The following is a 17,522-nucleotide window of genomic DNA, read 5'->3' as shown; positions in this document are numbered from 1 at the left end:
CGCTCACCGAGCCCACCATCCGCTATAGCGGACAGTCGTCACAGGCCGTCAGGACTGTGTTCTGGTCGATCCGGAGGTACTGCGGCATGAAAGCCCTGGTGTTCGAAGCCCCCCACCGCGCCGTGCTCGACCGGCGCGAGGTACCCGCGCCGGCGCCGGGGGAGGCGCTGGTGCGACTGGCCTACAACTCGGTCTGCGGCAGCGACCTGTCCTTCTACAAGGGCGTCTGGCACGGCTTCAGCTACCCCGTCGTCCCCGGACACGAGTGGAGCGGCACCGTCGTCGAGGTCAACGGCGTCGGGTCCGAGCTCGTCGGCGCCGACGTGGTCGGCGACCTCACCTGCGCCTGCGGCCGCTGCCGGGCCTGCCGGGAGGGCACGCCCACGATCTGCGACGGCCTCCAGGAGCTCGGGTTCACCCGGGACGGTGCCTGCGCCGAGTACATGACGGTCCCGGTGGGCAACCTGCACCGGCTGCCCGCCGGCACACCGCTGCGCGAGGCCTGCCAGGTCGAGCCGCTGGCCGTCGCGCTCAACGCGGTCGACCGCCTCGCCGTCACGCCCGGCGAGAAGGTCGCGATCACCGGGGCGGGCGGCATCGGGCTGATGCTGGCGCTCGCCGTGCGGCAGCGCGGCGGGATCGTGACCGCGGTCTCGGAGCCGGTCGCCGAGCGGCGCCGGGCCGCCGAGGCCCTCGGCGTGGAGGCCACCGTCGCCGGTCACCCCGGTGACCTGGTCCGGCTGGTGGAGAAGCGCCCCGAACTGCGGCCGGACGTGGTGCTGGAGGCGTCGGGCTACCCCCTCGCGGTCCAGGAGGCCGTCGAAGCGGTCCGCGCGGGCGGCCGGATCGGCCTGGTCGGCTACCGGATCGAGGAGAGCGACCGGATGGCCCCGCACCACATCGTGCTGAAGGTGCTCACCGTCCAGGCCTCGATGGGCCCCGGCGACCGCTTCGACGAGGCCGTCGCCCTGCTCGCCGCGGGCACCGTGCCGGTCGGCCCGCTGCTCAGCCACGAGTACCCGCTCGACGACTACGCCACCGCCCTCGACGTGGCCCTGCGCCGGGCCGACGGCAACACCCGCTCGTACTTCAACCTCCGGGCCTGACGGCGGCCCCGGCCGCGACCGCCGCCGGCCCGGGCCCCGCCGTCCCCAGCGAAAGGAAGAGAGCATGGACTCGCACACCCTGGCCGTCAACGGCGGCCCGGCGGTCCGCGACCGGCCCTGGCCCCGGTGGCCGCAGGCGGCGCCGGGTGCCGCCAAGGCCCTGGAGGAGGTTCTGGAGTCGGGCCGCTGGGCGATCAGCGGCCCCTACCGCGGGACCGAGTCCCAGGAGCGCCGCTTCGCCCGCGCGTTCGCCGACTACCACGGCGTCCCGCACTGCGTGCCCGCCGCCAGCGGCACCGCCTCGCTGATGCTGGCCCTGGAGGCGTGCGGGGTGGGCGCCGGCGACGAGGTCATCGTGCCGGCCCTGTCCTGGGTGGCGTCCGCCTCCACCGTCCTCGGCGTCAACGCCGTCCCGGTGTTCTGCGACGTCGACCCGGACACGCTCTGCCTCGACCCGGCCGCCGCCGAGGCCCTCGTCACCGGCCGCACCAAGGCCGTCGTGGTGGTGCACCTCTACTCCGCCGTCGCCGACCTGGACGCGCTCACCGCGCTGGCCCGCCGGCACGGCCTGCCGCTGATCGAGGACTGCGCCCAGGCGCACGGCGCCGAGTACCGCGGCCGCAAGGTCGGCACCCTGGGCACCGCCGGCACCTTCAGCATGCAGCACAGCAAGGTCCTCACCAGCGGCGAGGGCGGCGCCGTGATCACCGCCGACGCCGCGCTCGCCCGCCGCGTCGAGCACCTGCGCGCCGACGGCCGGGTCCTTGCGGCCCACCCGCCCGCGCCCGGTGCGATGGAACTCGTCGAGACCGGCGAACTGATGGGCAGCAACCGCTGCCTGTCCGAGTTCCAGGCCGCTCTGCTCACCGAGCAACTGCCAGAACTGGACGGCCAGAACGAGACCCGCCGGCGCAACGCCGCGCTGCTCGACCGGCTGCTGGCCGAGGCCGGCTGCCGACCCCAGTCCACCAGCCCCGGCACCACCCGGCGCACCTACTACACCTATGCCGCGGCGCTGCCCGAGGACGCCCTCGGCACCCTCGGCAGCGGGTCGGCCTGCCGCGCCCTGACCGCCGAACTCGGCTTCCCGGTCTCCCCCGGCTACCCGCCGCTGCCCGCCAACCGGCTCTACGACCCGGCCGGCCGCCCCCGGTTCGCCCTCGACGAGGAGTACCGCCGCCGCACCGCCCCGGACGCCGCCGGCCTGCCGGTCGCCCGGGAGTCCGCCCGGCGCACCGCCACCCTGCACCACGCGGCCCTGCTCGGCGACGAGGGCGACATGCACGACATCGCCACCGCCTTCACCAAGGTCCTTCGGCACAGCGCCGACCTGCCCGGCTGAGCGCCGGGCCCCGCACCGCCACACGATCCGTCGGACAATCGGGGTGAACCTTGCACGTCATGCCCATCACCATGGAAGACGCGAGCTTTCCGTACCGGCTGGGAACGGACTGCGCGGACGGCATCGTCGCCCGGCTCGCCGAACTCGGGGCCAGCCGCTACCTCGTGGTCAGCGACACCACGGTGGCCGCGCTCTACGGCTTCGACCTCACCACCAGACTGGAGAAGGAGGCCGGCCCGGCCACCCTGCTGACCCACCCGGCCGGCGAGGCCAACAAGGACCTCGCCACCGTCCACCGGCTCGCCGAACAGGCGCTGGAACTCGGCGCCGACCGCCGCACCGCCGTGGTCGCCCTCGGCGGCGGCCTCACCGGCAACATCGCCGGACTGCTGGCCGCCCTGCTCTTCCGCGGGATCCGGCTGGTGCACGTGCCCACCACCGTCGTCGCCATGCTGGACTCGGTGCTCTCGCTCAAACAGGCGGTCAACACCGGCTTCGGCAAGAACCTGGTCGGCACCTTCCACCAGCCGGTGGAGGTGCTCGCCGACACCGCGATGCTGCGCACCCTGCCGCTGCGCGAACTCCGCTCCGGCATGGGCGAGGTGGTGAAGAACGCGCTGGCGATCCGCCCCTCGATGGCACCGCGGCTCGCCGACGAGCTGCGGCCCGACGGCCGGTACGCGGACGAGGCCCTGCACTGGATCATCGGCGAGAGCCTCGCCGCCAAGGCGCAGGTGACTCACGCCGACAAGCACGAGCGGCGCGACGGCCTCGTGCTGGAGTACGGCCACACCGTGGGCCACGCCGTCGAGCACACCACCCGGGGCGCGATCGCCCACGGCGCCGGCGTCGCGATCGGGTCGGTCGTGGCCGCCGAGGTCTCCCGCCGGCTCGGCCACGCCGACGCCGGGCTCGTCGAGCTGCACCACGAGCTGGTGGCCGCCGCCGGGCTGCACACCGCCCTGCCGGCCGACGTCGACGCGGCCGAGGTCGGGAACTGGCTCGCCTTCGACAACAAGCGCGGCTACCTGGACTGCGCCCCCGGGCACACCCCGATGGTGCTGCTCTCGGAGCCCGGCCGGGTCCTGCGCACCGGCGCGCTGCCGCTGGTGCCGGTGCCGCTGGCCGCCGTCCGGGACGTCCTGGGCGCGCCCGCGACGGCCTCGCCGGGGTGACCCGCGCCACCCGGCCCGTCACCCCCCGCCTTCCACCGTGGAGTTCCCGTGCGCGTGCTGCGGCTCACCCCCTTCTTCCACCACGACTGCGTCGACAGCTGGCCCCCCGAGTTCGACGCCGTCGGCGGCATGCAGGTCCAGATCCTCAGGCTGTCGCGGGAGCTGGCCGAACGCGGCGTCGAGCAGCAGGTCCTGACGGTCGGGTTCCCCGGCCTGCCGGCCCGGCGCCTGGACCGTCCCGGTCTGGTGGTCCGGGTGACCAGGGCACCGCTGCCGCGGCTGCGGTCGGAACTGACCGGGATCGCCGGCCTCAACCAGGCCTGGCTGCTCGGCGCGCTCGCCGCCTGCCTGCGGCTGCGCCGCAGCTGGCGGCCCGACCTGATCCATGTGCACGCCGACGGGCAGCTGTGGGCGCTGCTGGCCGGACCCCTGGCGGCCCGGCTGCTGGCCGCGCCCTACTGCGTCACCCTGCACTGCTCGCGGCTCTCGGTGTACGAGCCGATGTCCCGGGTCGACCGCCTCCAGCACCGGCTGGTGCACGCCGCCGAACGCCGGGCGCTGCGCCGCGCCGCACGCGTCTCCACGCTCACCGAACGCACCGCCGACGTGGTCGCCCGGGAGATGCCGATGAGCCGCGAGCTGATCGACGTCGTGCCCGACTCGGTCGGCCCGGTCGAGCGCCAGCCCGGGGACACCGCCCGGGCGTTCGTCCGCACCCTGGGCGTCCCGGACGGCGTCGCGGTGATCGGCTACGTGGGCCGGATCGCCCACGAGAAGGGCTGGCGCGACTTCGTCGCCGCGGCCGCCCGCTGGAGCGCGCGGACCGACACCCCGGACAGCGTCTTCCTGGTCGTCGGCGACGGCCCGCAGGGCGAGCGGATGCGGCAGGCGGTCGCCGCGGCGGGCCTCACCGCGCGGTTCCGCTTCACCGGCTTCCTGCCGCACTCCGACATCCCCGCCGTGATGACCGCGCTGGACGTCCTGGTGATGCCATCGGTGCACGAGGAACTCGGCGGCAGCGCCCTGGAGGCGATGGTCTGCGGCACCCCGGTCGCCGGATACGCGGTCGGCGGGCTGCGCGAGACGGTCGGCGACGTCACCCCCGGGCTGCTCGTCCCGCGCGGCGACGTCGGGGCGCTGACCGACGCGGTGCGCGAGGCCGTCACCTCGCCCGCCGTCCACCGCGCCGCGGTCGCGGCGGCGCTGCCCCGGCTGACCGAGCGGTACGGCGGCGCCACCGCCACCGAACGCGCCCTGGCCCACTACCACCGGGCCCTCGCCGCCGGGGCCGCCCGGTGATCCCCGGTTCGCTGCGCCGCTGCGCCGGCTACCTCCGGCCGCACCGCTGGGCGATGGCCGGTGCCTGCGCCGCCGCCCTCGGCTCGATGCTCGCCGGACTGACCGTGCCGCTGGTCCTGCAACGACTGGTGGACGGGCCGGTCGCCCACCGGGACACCGCCGCCCTGCCCTGGCCGATCGTCGGCCTCACCGTGCTCGGCACCGTCGAGGCGGTCCTGCTCGGCGCCCGCCGGCTGCTGGTGGTCCGCCCGGTCAACCGGCTGGAGACGGCGATGCGCGAGGACCTGTCGGCGCACCTGCACCGGCTGCCGCAGTCCTTCCACATCCGCTGGTCGTCCGGCCAACTGCTGTCCCGGACGGTCTCCGACGTGGCCGAGATCGGCCGGTTCGCCGCGTTCTCCGCGGTCTACCTGCTGGTGAACGTGCTCGCCCTGGTGGCCGGCCTGGTCGTCCTGGCCGTGCTCGCTCCCGCCCTGGCCGTGCTGGTGCTGGCCGCGTACGCCCCGATGGTGCTGGCCACCACCGCCTTCGAGCGCCGGTTCCGGAGCGTCGCGCGCTCCGCCCAGGAGCAGTCCGGCGACCTGATGACGACCGTCGAGGAGTCCGTGCTCGGCATCCGGGTGCTGAAGGCCTTCGGCCGCGGGCCGGGAACGGTCGCCCGGTTCCTCGGCCGGGCCCGCCGGCTGCGGCTGACCGAACTGCGCAAGCTCTCCCTCACCGCCGCCCTGTGGTGGGTGATCACCGCGCTGCCCGAACTCGCGGTGGTCGCCCTGATCGGCTACGGCGGCCACCGGGTGGCCACCGGCGACCTCACCCTCGGCACCCTGATGGCGGCGGTCAGCGTCGCCACCTACCTGCGCTGGCCGGCCGACACCCTGGGCTGGCTGATCGCCGACGCCAGCACCGCCGCCGCGGCCGCCGACCGGTACTGGCAGCTGCGGGACGAGCCGCTGACGGTCGCCGAGCCGGCCCGCCCGCACCGCCGCCTCCGCCCGCCGCGCGGCGAACTCGCCCTGGAGGACCTCCACCACACCCACCCCGGCGCGGCCGTGCCGGCGCTGCGCGGCATCGACCTGACCGTCCCGGCCGGCAGCTCGCTGGCGCTGGTCGGCGCCAGCGGCTCCGGCAAGAGCACCCTGCTCGCCCTGCTCGCCCGCCTCGACGACCCGACCTCGGGCCGGATCACCCTCGACGGCGTGGACCTGCGCGAGCTCCCCCTCGACGACCTGCGGGCCGCGGTCTGCTGCGCCTTCGACGACCCGGTGCTGTTCTCCGGGACGGTCCGGGACAACGTCGCGCTCGGCGCCGAGGACTGCGAGGACGCCCGGATCCACGAGGCGCTGCGGATCGCCCGGGCGGACGGCTTCGTGGCCGCGCTGCCCGAGCGGCTGGACACCCGGATCGGCGAGGAGGGCCTGGCCCTGTCCGGCGGGCAGCGCCAGCGGCTGGCGCTCGCCCGCGCCGTCCTGCCGCGCCCCGCCGTGCTGGTCCTGGACGACGCGCTGTCCGCGCTCGACGTGCGGACCGAGCGCGAGGTGGAGCACGCCCTGCGGACCGTCCTGGGCGGTGTGACGACGGTGTTCGCGGCGCACCGCCCCGGCACCCTGCGACTCGCCGACCAGGTGGCGCTGCTGGTGGACGGGCGGGTCGCCGCCGTCGGCGGCCACGAGGAGCTGATGGCCCGCCACGGCGAGTACCGGCGGCTGCTGGCGACCCCCGCCACGCTGGTGCCGGGGACGGCGGGCCGGGCGGTGGACGTCCGATGAGCACCGGTGCCGACCACCTGCCGACCGACCGACCGTCGACGGACCGACCGACCACCGACCGACCGCCGACCGCCGATCGACCGGCTGCCGACCGACCGGGTGCCGACCGTCCGCCGACCGACCGGCTGCTGACCGACCGGCGGAACGCCCTGCTGCGCCTGCTGCTGCGCCCGCACCGCCACCGGCTGGCGGTCGCCGTCGCCCTGGCGGTGCTGGAGAACCTCTGCGGCCTGGCCACCCCGCTGCTGGTCGCGGCCGCCATCGACCGCGGCCTGCCTGCGGCGGCCGACGGCCGCTGGGGGGTGCTCGCCGGCTGCGCGGCAGCCGCGCTGGCCGCCGGCCAGGCGACCGCCACCCTCAAGTACGGCTTCCTGCGGTACTCCGGCGGAATCGCCCAGAGCCTGCTGTTCGACCTGCGGCGGCACACCTTCGGCCACGTCATGGCGCAGCCGCTCGCGTTCCACGAGGCGACGCCGTCCGGGCGGGTGGTGGCCCGGCTGTCCGGCGACGTCGAGGCGGTCGAGGAAGTACTGGAGACCGGCCTGGACGGGCTGTTCTCCGCGCTGTTCTCGATGGTCGGCATCGTCGCCGTGATGCTCTGGCTCGACCTGCCGATGGCCACCGCGGTGATCGCGTTCTTCGTCCCCCTGGTGCTGCTGACCCGCTGGTTCCGCCGGGGTTCGCGGCACGCCTACCGCCGGACCCGGGCCGCCACCGAGGAGGTGGTGCGGCACACCTCCGAGGCGTACAACGGCATCCGGGCCGTCCAGGCCTTCCGGCGGGAGGCGCGCAACGCGGCCCGGCTGCGGGAGCTGGACGCGGGGTACGCGGCCGCGCGGCTGCAGTCCGGCCGGGTGAGCGCGCTGTTCAGCGGCGGCGTCAAGCTGATCGGCAACCTGTCGTTGGCCGTGCTGCTGGCGCTGGGCTCCGTACGGATCGCGCAGGGCCGGCTGGAGCCGGGTGACCTGACCGCCTTCCTGCTGTACGTGCACCGGCTCTACGACCCGATCGACGAGCTGGCGAGCTTCGCCAACGCCTTCGCCGCCGCCTCGGCCGGCCTGGAGAGGATCGGCGCCCTGCTGGCGGAGCGGGCCCCGCTGCCCGAACCGGGCCGGCCGCGCGCGCTGCCGGCCGCGGCGGCGCCGGGAGCGGTCCGCTTCGAGCGGGTGCGGTTCGGGTACGCGCAGGGCGCCCCGCCGGTCCTCGCGGGCCTGGACCTCGACCTCGCGCCGGGCCGCACCGTCGCCCTGGTCGGCACCACGGGGGCCGGGAAGTCGACCATCGCGAAGCTGCTCGCCCGGTTCTACGACCCGACGGCCGGCCGGATCACGCTGGACGGCGTGGACCTCAGGGACCTCGCCGACCCGGAGCTGCGCGGCGCCGTCTCGATGGTCACCCAGGAGGCGTTCCTGTTCTCCGGCTCGGTCGCCGACAACATCGCGCTGGGCCGCCCGGGCGCCGACCGGGCCCAGGTCCGCGCCGCCGCCGAGGCGGTCGGGGCGGACGCGTTCATCGGCCGGCTGCCCGACGGCTACGACACCGACGTCCACAAGCGCGGCGCCGCCCTCTCCGCGGGACAGCGCCAACTCATCGCGCTGGCCCGGGTGATGCTGACCTCGCCGCGGGTCCTCATTCTCGACGAGGCGACCTCCGCGATGGACACCCCGACCGAACGGGCCGTGCACGACGCGCTCGCCCGGGTGCTGGCCGGCCGCAGTGCCCTGCTGATCGCGCACCGGTTGTCGACGCTGGCGATCGCCGACCGCGTCCTGGTGATCGAGGGCGGCGCCGTCGTCGAGGACGGCCCGCCCGGCGAACTCGCCGACGGCGGCGGCCGCTTCGCCGAGCTGTGCGCCGCCTGGGCCGCGGCGACCGGCCCCGGCGAGCCGCCGCCCGCCGCACCGGCCACCGCCGCACCGCCCACCTCCGCGCCCACCGGCCCGGCGCGAACCGTCCAGGCGCGAACCGGCAACCCGCAGACGAAAGGGAGCACATGAAGCGACTGAGGGGCACCCTCCCCCAGGACGCCCCGCACGCCCGCGATCCGGAACCGCTCGGCCGCTCCCACCGGGACGGCCTGGAGCCCGCCGCCGCGGACCGGATCTGGGACGTCTGCGTGATCGGCAGCGGCGCCAGCGGCGCGGTCGCGGCCGAGCGGCTGGTCCGCCAGGGCCTGGACGTCCTGATGATCGAGGAGGGCTACCGGCTGCCGCCCGGACTGGGTCACGACGAGTTGGACGACCTGAGCCGGCAGGCCGTCGCCCGCGACGGGGACGGCGGCTGGAACGACGGCGGCTGGCCGTGGAGCACCACCAATCTGGGCGGTGGGACGGTCTTCTACGGCGGCGCGTCCTGGCGCTACCGGCCGTTCGACTTCGACCCGGGCGAGCTGATCCGCACCGACGGCCTCGACGTCCGCTGGCCGTACACCCTCGCCGACCTGGTGCCCTACTACGAGGTGCTGGAGCGACGGCTGGGGGTGTGCGGCGGCGACCACGAACCGGTGCCGCGCGGCCGGGGTCACAGCCGGGGCCCGGCACACCCGCCGACCGCCGCCGCCGAGGTGCTGCACGAGGCGGGCACGGCCCTCGGCTACCGGCCGTTCCCCACCCCACTGGCTATCAACCGGAGCCCCCACGAAGGACGTTCGGCCTGCACCCGGGCGACGCTCTGCGTCAGCCACCAGTGCCCGACCGGCGCCAAGGGCGACGTGGTCGCGGTGTTCCTGGCCCCGTTGGCCGACCGGCCCGGCTTCGCCCTGCGCACCGGTGTCCGGGCCCTGGAACTCGAACAGGACGGCCCGGACGGGGTGTCCGCGGTGCGCTGCCTGGACCGGCTGACCCGCACCCCGCACCGGATCAGGGCGCGCGCCTTCGTGCTCGCCTGCAACGCCGTACAGAGCGCGGCCCTGCTGCTGCGCTCCCGCGGCCGACGCACCCCGGACGGGGTGGGGAACGAGAACGGCCTGGTCGGGCGCGGCCTGTGCCTGAAGCTCAGCGAGTACGTGACCGGCACCGTGCCCGCGCCGGCCGACACCCTGGCGGACCCGGCCGCGCACACCGGGCCGTTCTCCACCATCGCCTTCCTGGACCACTACCTGGACCCGGAGTGCCCGACCGGGGTCGGCGGGCTGATCTACGAGTCCCGCACCGACCAGCCGCACAAGCTGGTGCGGGACGCGCTGGAGCTCCGGGTGGAGACCATCCTGGCCGACCACCCGAACCTGGACAACCGGGTCGGCCTCTCCCCGCACCTCGACGAGGACGGCCTGCCCGCCGTCGTCATCGACTACACGCCGGACCCGCGCGACCTCGCCCGGCTCGACCACATGGCCGGCCGCTGCGAGCGGCTGCTGCGGCAGGCCGGGGCGGCGGGCGTGCGCCGCAAGGCCAGCGGGTTCGCCCAGGGCAGCAGCCATCTGCACGGCACCTGCCGGGCCGGCGAGGACCCGAGGAGTTCGGTCGTCGACGGCTGGGGCCGGGTGCACACCGCGCCCAACGTCTTCGTCGTCGACGGCAGCTTCATGCCGTACCCCGGCGGCCTCAACCCCACCCTGACCATCCAGGCGCACGCCCTGCGCAGTGCGCGGGCGGTCGCCTTCCACCTGGCGGCCGCACGCGCCGCCACCGCCTGAGCGGCCCCGGCCGCACCACGAGGAGAGCTGATGACCACCGCCGAGCAGAGCTGGCCGCCGCGCACCCGACAGGTGCGCCTCTACCGCAACATCGTCGTCGACGGCGCCTGCAACATCCGCTGCACCTACTGCGAGGTGAAGAAGGCCAAGGTCGACCAGGCCGCCACGATCGCCTCGCTGGACCGCATCTTCGCCGAGTACGAGCCCGACTCGGTGCTCTTCCGGGTGGAGTCCGACGGCGAGATCACGCTCTACCGCAAGATCGTCGACCACCTGCAGCGCCGGGCCGCGGAGGGCTACCGGATCGAGGTGCTCAGCAACGGCACCAAACTGCCCACCGCCCTGGCCGGCCGGCCCGATCTGCTCTGGGTCTTCTCGGTGGACGGCCACACCGCCGAGATGAACGCCAAGCGCGGGCTGAGCCAGCAGCAGGTGGACCGGATCATCGACGCCGCGGTGGACCTCGGCGCCGAACTCCAGTCCGTGTACTGGGGCCAACCGATCGAGCAGGTCAACGCCTACATCGACCTGCTCGCGGAGCGCGGCTACCGGGGACTGCTGCACTTCATGCCGCTGCTGGCGTTCAAGGGCCGGCCGCTGGAGGTCGACCTGCGGTACCAGGACCTGCACCCGGCGGAGTTCCTCGCACCCCCGGAGTACTTCCGCCGGTGGAACCACATCTTCGAGACCGGCACCCGGGACGCGGTCTGCGACCAGATCACCAACGGCTACAACTACCAGGTGACCGGCGAGCAGATCCGCATGGTCAAGTGCGACTGCTACTCGGTGCCCAAGCACCTGTTCCACGCCTTCGGCGCGCCCCGCGAGTACGACAACTGGCCGTGCGGGACGTGCATCGCCAACCAGGAGTTCAACAACTCGCGCAGCCGGATGCAGATCCCCCAGGGCCGCATCCCGCTGCCGCTGGTATGACCGGCCACCGGCGGTTCGTGCTGGTCCGGCACGCGCAGGCGAGCGTCAACGTGCTGCGGGACGACGACCTGATGCCCGGCTTCGACCCGGACGCCGACCTCACCGCGCTCGGCCGGCGCCAGGCCGCCGCACTGGGCGCGCACCTGAGGCGCGGCAGCGCCCGCTGGGCCGCACCGCGGCTGTCCGACTGGCGGCTGATCAGCAGCCCGCAGCGCCGGGCCGCCCGAACCGCCCAGGTGCTCTCCGACGCCCTCGGACTGCCGTCGGAGCACGACACCCGACTGGCGGAGGTCGGCGCCCCCGAACGGTTCCCCCGCCCGCTGCGGGTGCACGAGTGGGACGCCGTGCTGGAACAGCGCCTGCTCCGACCGGACGAGCGGATCGCCGGGGTGGAGAGCTGGACGGCGCAGCGGGCCCGGGTGCGGGAGTTCCTCGCCGCCTGCGGCGGGCCGCCGGAGCGGCGGGGCGGCCTGGTGCTGGTCTCCCACGCGGAGACCATCCAGGCCCTGCTGTTCGAGCTGCTCGGCCTGGGTGACGAACTGCTGCGCACGGTCCGGTTCAGGATCAGCAACACGGGTGTCTTCATCGTGGACAGGACGGAGGAGGAATGCAGCTCTCTGGTGGTGGCGAACTCCAAGGCGCACCTGGCGCGGACCGCATGACACGGCTGCTGGTCGTGAAGTGCCTCAGCGACGAGACCGGGGACGACCCCGGGGAGATCGCGGAGGCCGGGTACCTGGAGGTGAACGCCCGGGAGTTCGTCAAGATCGTCAACCGGCTGGAGTCCTACTTCGACTGCTCGCTCGACCTGCTCGGCGCCCCCGCGGACCGGTTCGACGTGGACGAGCTGGTGGCCCGGCTGGTCCTCCGGACCGCGGGGGCGGGCCGTGCCTGACACGCCGCGGGCTCCCCGGGCCCTCTTCGAGATCTACGACGAGGGCTTCGACAGCGACACCTGGGGCGGGGTCGAGACCGCCCTGTGGTACCTGACCGAACACCTCCGGCGGTGCCGGGTGGAGGTCCGCTTCTACCGCTCGGCGCAGGCCCCCGACCCGGCGGCGCTGGCCCGGCTGACCCGGCAGGACCGGGCCGACGCGGTGTTCCCGCTGGTGGACAGCCCGGTGTTCCGGGGCACCGAGTGGGCGCGCTTCCCGGACCTGTACCGCAGGGTGGTGCGGATCTGGCACGACGTCAGCCTGCTGGCGCCCGGCATGACCGCACCGCCGCACTGCCTGCGGCACGGGCAGTCGGTGGGCGGGGGGACGGTGGCCCGAGGATCCGTCGTCGGGGGGTCCGGCTCTGTGGACGGGGGGACGGTGGCCGGAGGATCCGTGGTCGGGGGGTCCGGCTCTGTGGACGGGGGGACGGTGGACGGCTGCCCGGCCCGGGCCGCGCACCCCGAGGGACCGATGCGCGAGGTGTTCCTGCGCGACCGGTCCTGGACCCGCTGCTTCCCGGACCGCCACTACATCCCCTGGGCCGCGGACCACGTGCCCGCCGCCGACCTGCGGGACCCGGTCGGCCCGGTGGTCCTGCACCTGGGGAAGATCCCCGCCGAGGACGCCCACCGCTGCCTGCGCCGCCTCGCCGCGGCCGACCTCCCGCTGCGGATCGTCCTCACCACCTGGTCCCGGACGGGCCGGGAGATGCGGGACGAACTGCGCCGGCACCGGCTTGCCGGACGGATCGAGGTGATCGACTCCTACGACATCCGCTCGGACTGGAAGCGGGTGCTCGGCGGCGCCCGGCTGCTCGTCCTGCCGTCGGTCTTCCATGAGACCTTCAACTTCCTGGCCGCCGAGGCGGTCCAGCTCGGGGTCCCGGTCTGCGCGCTCGGCAGCAGCGGCAGCCTGCCCCGGTTCGCCTCGCTGCTCGCGGACAGCGTCGACGAGCTGAGCGAGCTGGTCGCCGCGGGTGCGGCCCCGCCGCCCCGCCCGCGGCCCGGCCTCGGCTGGCACGATGTCGCGCTGCGGTACGCCGACCTGATCGGTGCGGGGGTGTCCGATGACCTCTGATCCGCGGGCCGGTGGTGCGCAGGTCGTTGCCGCACGGGCCGGTGGTGCGCAGGTCGTTGCCGCACGGGCCGGTGGTGCGCAGGCCGGTGGTGCGCGGGCCGGTGGTGCCGCGCGGGCCGGTGACCTGGTCGACCGGCTGCGGGACGGGCGGACCCTGCTGGTCTCCCCGCACCCCGACGACATCGCCTACTCCGTCGGTGGCCTGCTGGCCCTGGCCGGACCGCTGCCCCGGGCCACCCTGCTCACCGTCTTCACCCGCTCCGCCTGGGCCCTGCCGAGGCGACTGCGGAAGGCCGGCCCGCAGGTGGTCGGGGCCCGCCGCCGCACCGAGGAACTGCGCTACTGCCGGCTGCGCGGGCTGGCCGACTACCGTCCGCTCGGCCTCGACGACGCGAGCCTGCGCGGCTACGACGACGTCGGCGAACTGACCGCGGATCCGGCGGCCGACCCGGTCGGACCCGCCCTCACCGCCGCCCTGGTGCCCGCGCTGCGCGACACCGCGGCGGACACCGTGCTCGCGCCCGCCGCCGTCGGCGGCCACGTCGACCACCTGCTGGTGCACCGGGCCGTCCGCGCCGCCGGCCTGCCGTCCGCCACCGTGCTCTGGTACGAGGACCTCCCGTACGCGGGACAGCACCCCGCGCCGCAGGTGCGCCGGACGCTCGCCGAGGAGCGCGGGCTGACCCTGCGGCACACGGTGGAGATCTCCGGGGTGCTGGCGCACAAGGTCCGCGGCATGTACGTGTACGGGAGCCAGACCGACGACGAGTGCGTGCGCCAGGCCCTCGGACACGCCCGCCGCTGCGCCGCCGACGGGCGCGGCGCGGTCGAGCGGCTCTGGGCGCTGCCCGAGGAGGCCGACCGATGACCGCCACCGGTCGGCCCACCGACCGGCCCACCCCAGGACGTGCCGTCGGACCCTCCGCCGGTCGGCGGCGGTCAGGACAGGGCGGCCACCCGGTCGGCCAGCTCCGCCAGCCGGGCACGGATCCGCTCCGCCGTCGCCGGCCCTGGTGCGAGGCAGCGGCGCAGCCAGGACTTGGCGTTGAGGAGCAGCGCCTCCCCACCCAGCCGCAACGCGCCCGTGAAGACCGCGTCGTCGTCCAGCGCCGTGCGCAGATCCGCCAGCGCCTCGCCGGTCAGGCCGTTCTCGACCACGAAGGAGGCCACCTCGGACTCCAGCCGACCCGCCCCGCCCCACACCCAGTCGAGGCCGAAGCGGCGGACGGCCGGCGGGCCGTCCGGCTCCCCCTCCGGGTCCTCGGGCGGGGGCCCGGCCGGGGCGAGCTGCCAGTGCCAGTCCTGGTGCGAGTACGGCAGCGAGGTCCGCAGCAGTCGGCCGTCGGCCCCGCCGAGCCTCGCGTGGCCGGGCACGTGGCGGCGCAGCCAGGCCTCGTCGACCGGCAGCGGGCCGCCGACCAGGTCCCGCAGCCTCGCCAGGGCCCGGCGCAGCGCGTCCTGCGGGTCGTACCCGGCCTCCGGGGCGACCCGGCCGAGGTCGCCGAGCCGCTGCTGCGACCGCCAGCCGCGGACCACGGTGGCGAGCACCTGGCGCCGGTGCGCCGGGTCCAGCGCCGGGAGTCCGTCCGCGAGCGGCCGCAGCCCCGGCTCGTGGTCGGTCACCAGGTAGCCGTCGACGTAGCGGAACGCCGGTGCGGGTCCGCCCCATTCTGCGAGTGCCGCCGCGCACTGGGCGCCGTGCGCGCCGGTGCCGGCGAACCGGAAGTGCCGGGTGTGTGCCGGGCCGACGACGGTGAACGGCGTGGCCCGCGGACTGATCCGGTGCGGACCGCCGGGCCGGCCTGCCGGGCCGGGGCCGGTCGGGTAGCGGGTCAGGAACGGGCCCCGGAAGGGCTCCACCCGCAGGTCCCGGTCGTCGGCGGTGAGCGGCACCCCGGCGGCGCGGATCCGGGCCAGCAGGCGCGGCCGGTCGGCCGGTGCGAGCAGCTGCCACAGCCGCTCGCGGCCCGGGTGGACGGGCGGGACCGAGGCGATGGTGCGCAGGGCTCCCGGCCCGACCCGGTACAGCCGGCCCGGGGACGCGAGAAGGACCTCGGGCCGACCGGGCAGCCGCCGGACGAGGGCGGCCCGCACCGCGCGGGCGGTGTCGCCGGTGTCGGGCTGGTCGTCGACGGCCACCACGAGGGTGCCGGTCGGCAGCGTCGTGGGCAGCCGGTCGAGTTCGGCCTCGGGCAGAGTGATCCCGTCCGGGAGGCGAAGCGGGCGCAGGGTGGTCCAGGGTGCCGCGGTGCGGCCGGCGGCGGCGACCGCGGCGGCCCAGAACGGCGCCAGGTAGGAGCCTCCGGTGCGTATTCCGACCACCAGGACGGGGCGGGGGCGGGCGTGCCCGGCCAGCCAGTCCTCGGCCTGACGGTACGTCAGCTCCGGGTCGGCCAGGTCGTAGGCGTGGCACTCGGGGGTCTTCCAGTCGGTGGCGTGCCGCAGCAGGGCGCCACCGGCCGGGTCGGCGACCGTCTCCGGTGCGGACCAGAGGAGGTCGGTCAGCCCGGCCGCGACGGCCGCGGCCCGGCCGAGCAGAGTGTGCGTCGCCGTCCGCACGGGCACCCGGTCGAGGTCGCCGCCGTCCGCGGCGAGCGCCGCCAAATCCGCACAGCAGGCTCGCAGTTCGTCCAGCACGGCCAGAACAGCCGGTCCGGTCGGCCCGGTCGGCCCGACCTGTCCGACGCGCCCGACCTGTCCGACCTGTCCGACCGGCGCGAGATGTCCGGCACCCGGACAGGCCAGGGCGTCCGCCAGGACCTGCTCCAGCAGGCACCCGCAGGCGTACGCGGCCGCCGCCCCGCCGTCCCGCCGGGCCTGCTCCAGGGCCGCCCGGTGCAGGGCGGGCACCGCCGGCCACGGCGGTGGCGGAAATGCTCCCGATCCGGCCACGACAGCCTCCCTGTGAACCTCGGGGACAGATTTCCCGGCGACTCTGCCCGGATTTCCCAGATTTCCTCAACTCCCCTTCGAGAAAGCGGTCGACAATGACGCGAATTCCCTCCGTCCTGGCCGAAAGGCCGACCTGTCCGCGCACTCCCGACGGCATTCCCCGGGTATTCACCGCCGCCCGCGGCGGCTATCTCACGGACGATTCCGGAAAGAGCTGGATCGACTTCGACAACGCCCGGGGATCGGTGACGCTCGGTCACGGCGACCCGGAGGTCGCCGCCGCCGTGGCCCGGGCCGCGGCCGGCGAGTCCGGTTCCGCGACCGGCTGGAACGCGCGGGTCGACACCGTCACCGGCCGGCTGCGGGAGCTGTGCGGGGGCGAGGTGGTCGGACTGTTCCGGTCGGGCACCGCGGCTGTCCGGGCGGCCGTGCTGGCGGTCCGTGAGTCCGTCGGCCGACCGCTGGTGCTGAGCGCCGGCTACCACGGCTACGACCCGATGTGGCGCCCGGCCGGCACACCCGGAGAGCCGAACGCGGACGGGATCGCCGACTTCTACTTCGACCTCGGACTGCTCGCCGAGCTGCTGCGCGACGACAGGGCGGCCGCGGTGGTCCTCTCCCCCGACCACATGCACCTCTCCCCCCGCTGGTACGCCCGCGCCCGCGAACTGGTCAGCGCGGCCGGAGTGCCGCTGATCGCCGACGAGGTGAAGGTCGGGCTGCGCTACGGCCTCGGCCTGTCCACCGCCGAGCTGCTGGCCCCGGACGTCTGGACGGTCGCCAAGGGCGTCGCCAACGGCCACGCGGTGGCCGCCGTCGGCGGCCCGCGCGAGCTGCTCGCTCCGCTGCGCGAGATCTCGTTCACCTCGTTCTTCGAGCCGACCATCCTGGCCGCCGCCGACCGGACGCTCGCGCGCGCAGCCACCGGCGAGCCCCAGCGTTCGGCCCGGGCCGCCGGCGAGCGCTTCGTCGGCCACGCCCGCAAGGCCCTGGAGGCGGCGGGCCTGGCGGTCGAGATCGCCGGGGACGGCACCCTGTTCCAGTTCGTCCCGGCCTCCAGGGCCCTCGCCCGGGCCTTCCGGCAGGCGGCCGCCGACGAGGGACTGCTCTTCTACGACGGCGACAACCAGGCCGTTTCGGCGGCCTTCGACGACACCGTGCTGACCGACGCCGAGCGGCGCTTCGACCGGCTCTGCGAACGGCTGGCCCCGCACGCGGGCGGCGACCCGGTCGACGAACCGGCCCGCTACCGCGCCGCCTGGAACGTGATCGACGGCCTGCGCGAGGCCGACCGCACTCCGGAGCGGACCCGGCGGTGGCTCGCCGAGCTGCTCGACGACTGACCTCCCCGGGCCGCTCG

General features: G+C 75.5%; 14 protein-coding genes. 13 read left to right on the top strand and 1 reads right to left on the bottom strand.

Features of this window, described 5'->3' with window-relative positions; all coding sequences use genetic code 11:
- Positions 1-86 precede the first annotated feature (86 nt).
- The 12 genes from BLU95_RS35745 to BLU95_RS35690 all read left to right on the top strand — a co-directional run bounded on the left by BLU95_RS35745 (position 87) and on the right by BLU95_RS35690 (position 14,138).
- Positions 87-1,106, top strand: a complete 1,020-nt coding sequence (locus tag BLU95_RS35745) for a zinc-dependent alcohol dehydrogenase (RefSeq protein ID WP_093863639.1) — start codon at positions 87-89, stop codon at positions 1,104-1,106.
- Positions 1,107-1,170: 64 nt separating this feature from the next.
- Positions 1,171-2,448, top strand: coding sequence for a DegT/DnrJ/EryC1/StrS aminotransferase family protein (locus BLU95_RS35740; RefSeq protein WP_093863638.1), 1,278 nt, complete (start codon positions 1,171-1,173; stop codon positions 2,446-2,448).
- A gap of 59 nt (positions 2,449-2,507) precedes the next feature.
- Positions 2,508-3,623 (top strand): 2-deoxy-scyllo-inosose synthase, encoded by a 1,116-nt coding sequence (locus tag BLU95_RS35735; RefSeq protein WP_093863637.1) that lies wholly within the window; start codon positions 2,508-2,510, stop codon positions 3,621-3,623.
- A 48-nt stretch (positions 3,624-3,671) separates the two neighbouring features.
- Positions 3,672-4,922, top strand: a complete 1,251-nt coding sequence (locus tag BLU95_RS35730) for a glycosyltransferase family 4 protein (RefSeq protein WP_093863636.1) — start codon at positions 3,672-3,674, stop codon at positions 4,920-4,922.
- Positions 4,919-6,688: an ABC transporter ATP-binding protein gene (locus BLU95_RS35725; RefSeq protein WP_231978051.1), complete on the top strand. Its 1,770-nt coding sequence runs from the start codon at positions 4,919-4,921 to the stop codon at positions 6,686-6,688. The genes BLU95_RS35730 and BLU95_RS35725 overlap by 4 nt, the downstream gene beginning before the upstream one ends.
- Complete coding sequence (locus tag BLU95_RS35720; RefSeq protein ID WP_093863635.1) at positions 6,685-8,685, top strand: ABC transporter ATP-binding protein; 2,001 nt, start codon at positions 6,685-6,687, stop codon at positions 8,683-8,685. The genes BLU95_RS35725 and BLU95_RS35720 overlap by 4 nt, the downstream gene beginning before the upstream one ends.
- Positions 8,682-10,322 (top strand): GMC oxidoreductase, encoded by a 1,641-nt coding sequence (locus tag BLU95_RS35715; protein WP_159425133.1) that lies wholly within the window; start codon positions 8,682-8,684, stop codon positions 10,320-10,322. The genes BLU95_RS35720 and BLU95_RS35715 overlap by 4 nt, the downstream gene beginning before the upstream one ends.
- A gap of 30 nt (positions 10,323-10,352) precedes the next feature.
- Positions 10,353-11,255, top strand: a complete 903-nt coding sequence (locus tag BLU95_RS35710; protein WP_093863633.1) for a radical SAM family protein — start codon at positions 10,353-10,355, stop codon at positions 11,253-11,255.
- Complete coding sequence (locus BLU95_RS35705; protein ID WP_093863632.1) at positions 11,252-11,917, top strand: histidine phosphatase family protein; 666 nt, start codon at positions 11,252-11,254, stop codon at positions 11,915-11,917. Before BLU95_RS35710 ends, BLU95_RS35705 begins: the two co-directional genes overlap by 4 nt.
- Positions 11,914-12,150 (top strand): DUF6137 domain-containing protein, encoded by a 237-nt coding sequence (locus tag BLU95_RS35700; RefSeq protein ID WP_093863631.1) that lies wholly within the window; start codon positions 11,914-11,916, stop codon positions 12,148-12,150. The genes BLU95_RS35705 and BLU95_RS35700 overlap by 4 nt, the downstream gene beginning before the upstream one ends.
- Complete coding sequence (locus BLU95_RS35695) at positions 12,143-13,270, top strand: glycosyltransferase family protein (protein WP_093863630.1); 1,128 nt, start codon at positions 12,143-12,145, stop codon at positions 13,268-13,270. The genes BLU95_RS35700 and BLU95_RS35695 overlap by 8 nt, the downstream gene beginning before the upstream one ends.
- Positions 13,260-14,138, top strand: a complete 879-nt coding sequence (locus tag BLU95_RS35690; protein ID WP_093863629.1) for a PIG-L deacetylase family protein — start codon at positions 13,260-13,262, stop codon at positions 14,136-14,138. The genes BLU95_RS35695 and BLU95_RS35690 overlap by 11 nt, the downstream gene beginning before the upstream one ends.
- A 71-nt stretch (positions 14,139-14,209) precedes the next feature.
- Here the strand turns inward: BLU95_RS35690 and BLU95_RS35685 are convergent, their stop codons facing one another.
- On the bottom strand, positions 14,210-16,162 hold the full coding sequence (locus BLU95_RS35685; protein WP_159425132.1) for a hypothetical protein: 1,953 nt from the start codon (positions 16,160-16,162) through the stop codon (positions 14,210-14,212).
- Between the two features lie 95 nt (positions 16,163-16,257).
- On the opposite strand from BLU95_RS35685, the gene BLU95_RS35680 reads away from it, so the two are divergent.
- On the top strand, positions 16,258-17,505 hold the full coding sequence (locus tag BLU95_RS35680) for an aminotransferase class III-fold pyridoxal phosphate-dependent enzyme (RefSeq protein ID WP_159425131.1): 1,248 nt from the start codon (positions 16,258-16,260) through the stop codon (positions 17,503-17,505).
- Positions 17,506-17,522: the final 17 nt, after the last annotated feature.

The sequence above is a fragment of the Streptomyces sp. TLI_053 genome (assembly GCF_900105395.1).
Classification (GTDB): Bacteria; Actinomycetota; Actinomycetes; order Streptomycetales; family Streptomycetaceae; genus Kitasatospora.
This window is presented reverse-complemented; position numbering and strand designations above follow the sequence as displayed.

What these genes read in the sequence shown, in the direction of transcription:
- BLU95_RS35745 (WP_093863639.1), top strand. Translation starts at nt 87, where the DNA reads ATGAAAGCCCTGGTGTTCGAAGCCCCCCACCGCGCCGTGCTCGACCGG.
- BLU95_RS35740 (WP_093863638.1), top strand. Translation starts at nt 1,171, where the DNA reads ATGGACTCGCACACCCTGGCCGTCAACGGCGGCCCGGCGGTCCGCGAC.
- BLU95_RS35735 (WP_093863637.1), top strand. Translation starts at nt 2,508, where the DNA reads ATGCCCATCACCATGGAAGACGCGAGCTTTCCGTACCGGCTGGGAACG.
- BLU95_RS35720 (WP_093863635.1), top strand. Translation starts at nt 6,685, where the DNA reads ATGAGCACCGGTGCCGACCACCTGCCGACCGACCGACCGTCGACGGAC.
- BLU95_RS35715 (WP_159425133.1), top strand. Translation starts at nt 8,682, where the DNA reads ATGAAGCGACTGAGGGGCACCCTCCCCCAGGACGCCCCGCACGCCCGC.
- BLU95_RS35710 (WP_093863633.1), top strand. Translation starts at nt 10,353, where the DNA reads ATGACCACCGCCGAGCAGAGCTGGCCGCCGCGCACCCGACAGGTGCGC.
- BLU95_RS35705 (WP_093863632.1), top strand. Translation starts at nt 11,252, where the DNA reads ATGACCGGCCACCGGCGGTTCGTGCTGGTCCGGCACGCGCAGGCGAGC.
- BLU95_RS35700 (WP_093863631.1), top strand. Translation starts at nt 11,914, where the DNA reads ATGACACGGCTGCTGGTCGTGAAGTGCCTCAGCGACGAGACCGGGGAC.
- BLU95_RS35690 (WP_093863629.1), top strand. Translation starts at nt 13,260, where the DNA reads ATGACCTCTGATCCGCGGGCCGGTGGTGCGCAGGTCGTTGCCGCACGG.
- BLU95_RS35680 (WP_159425131.1), top strand. Translation starts at nt 16,258, where the DNA reads ATGACGCGAATTCCCTCCGTCCTGGCCGAAAGGCCGACCTGTCCGCGC.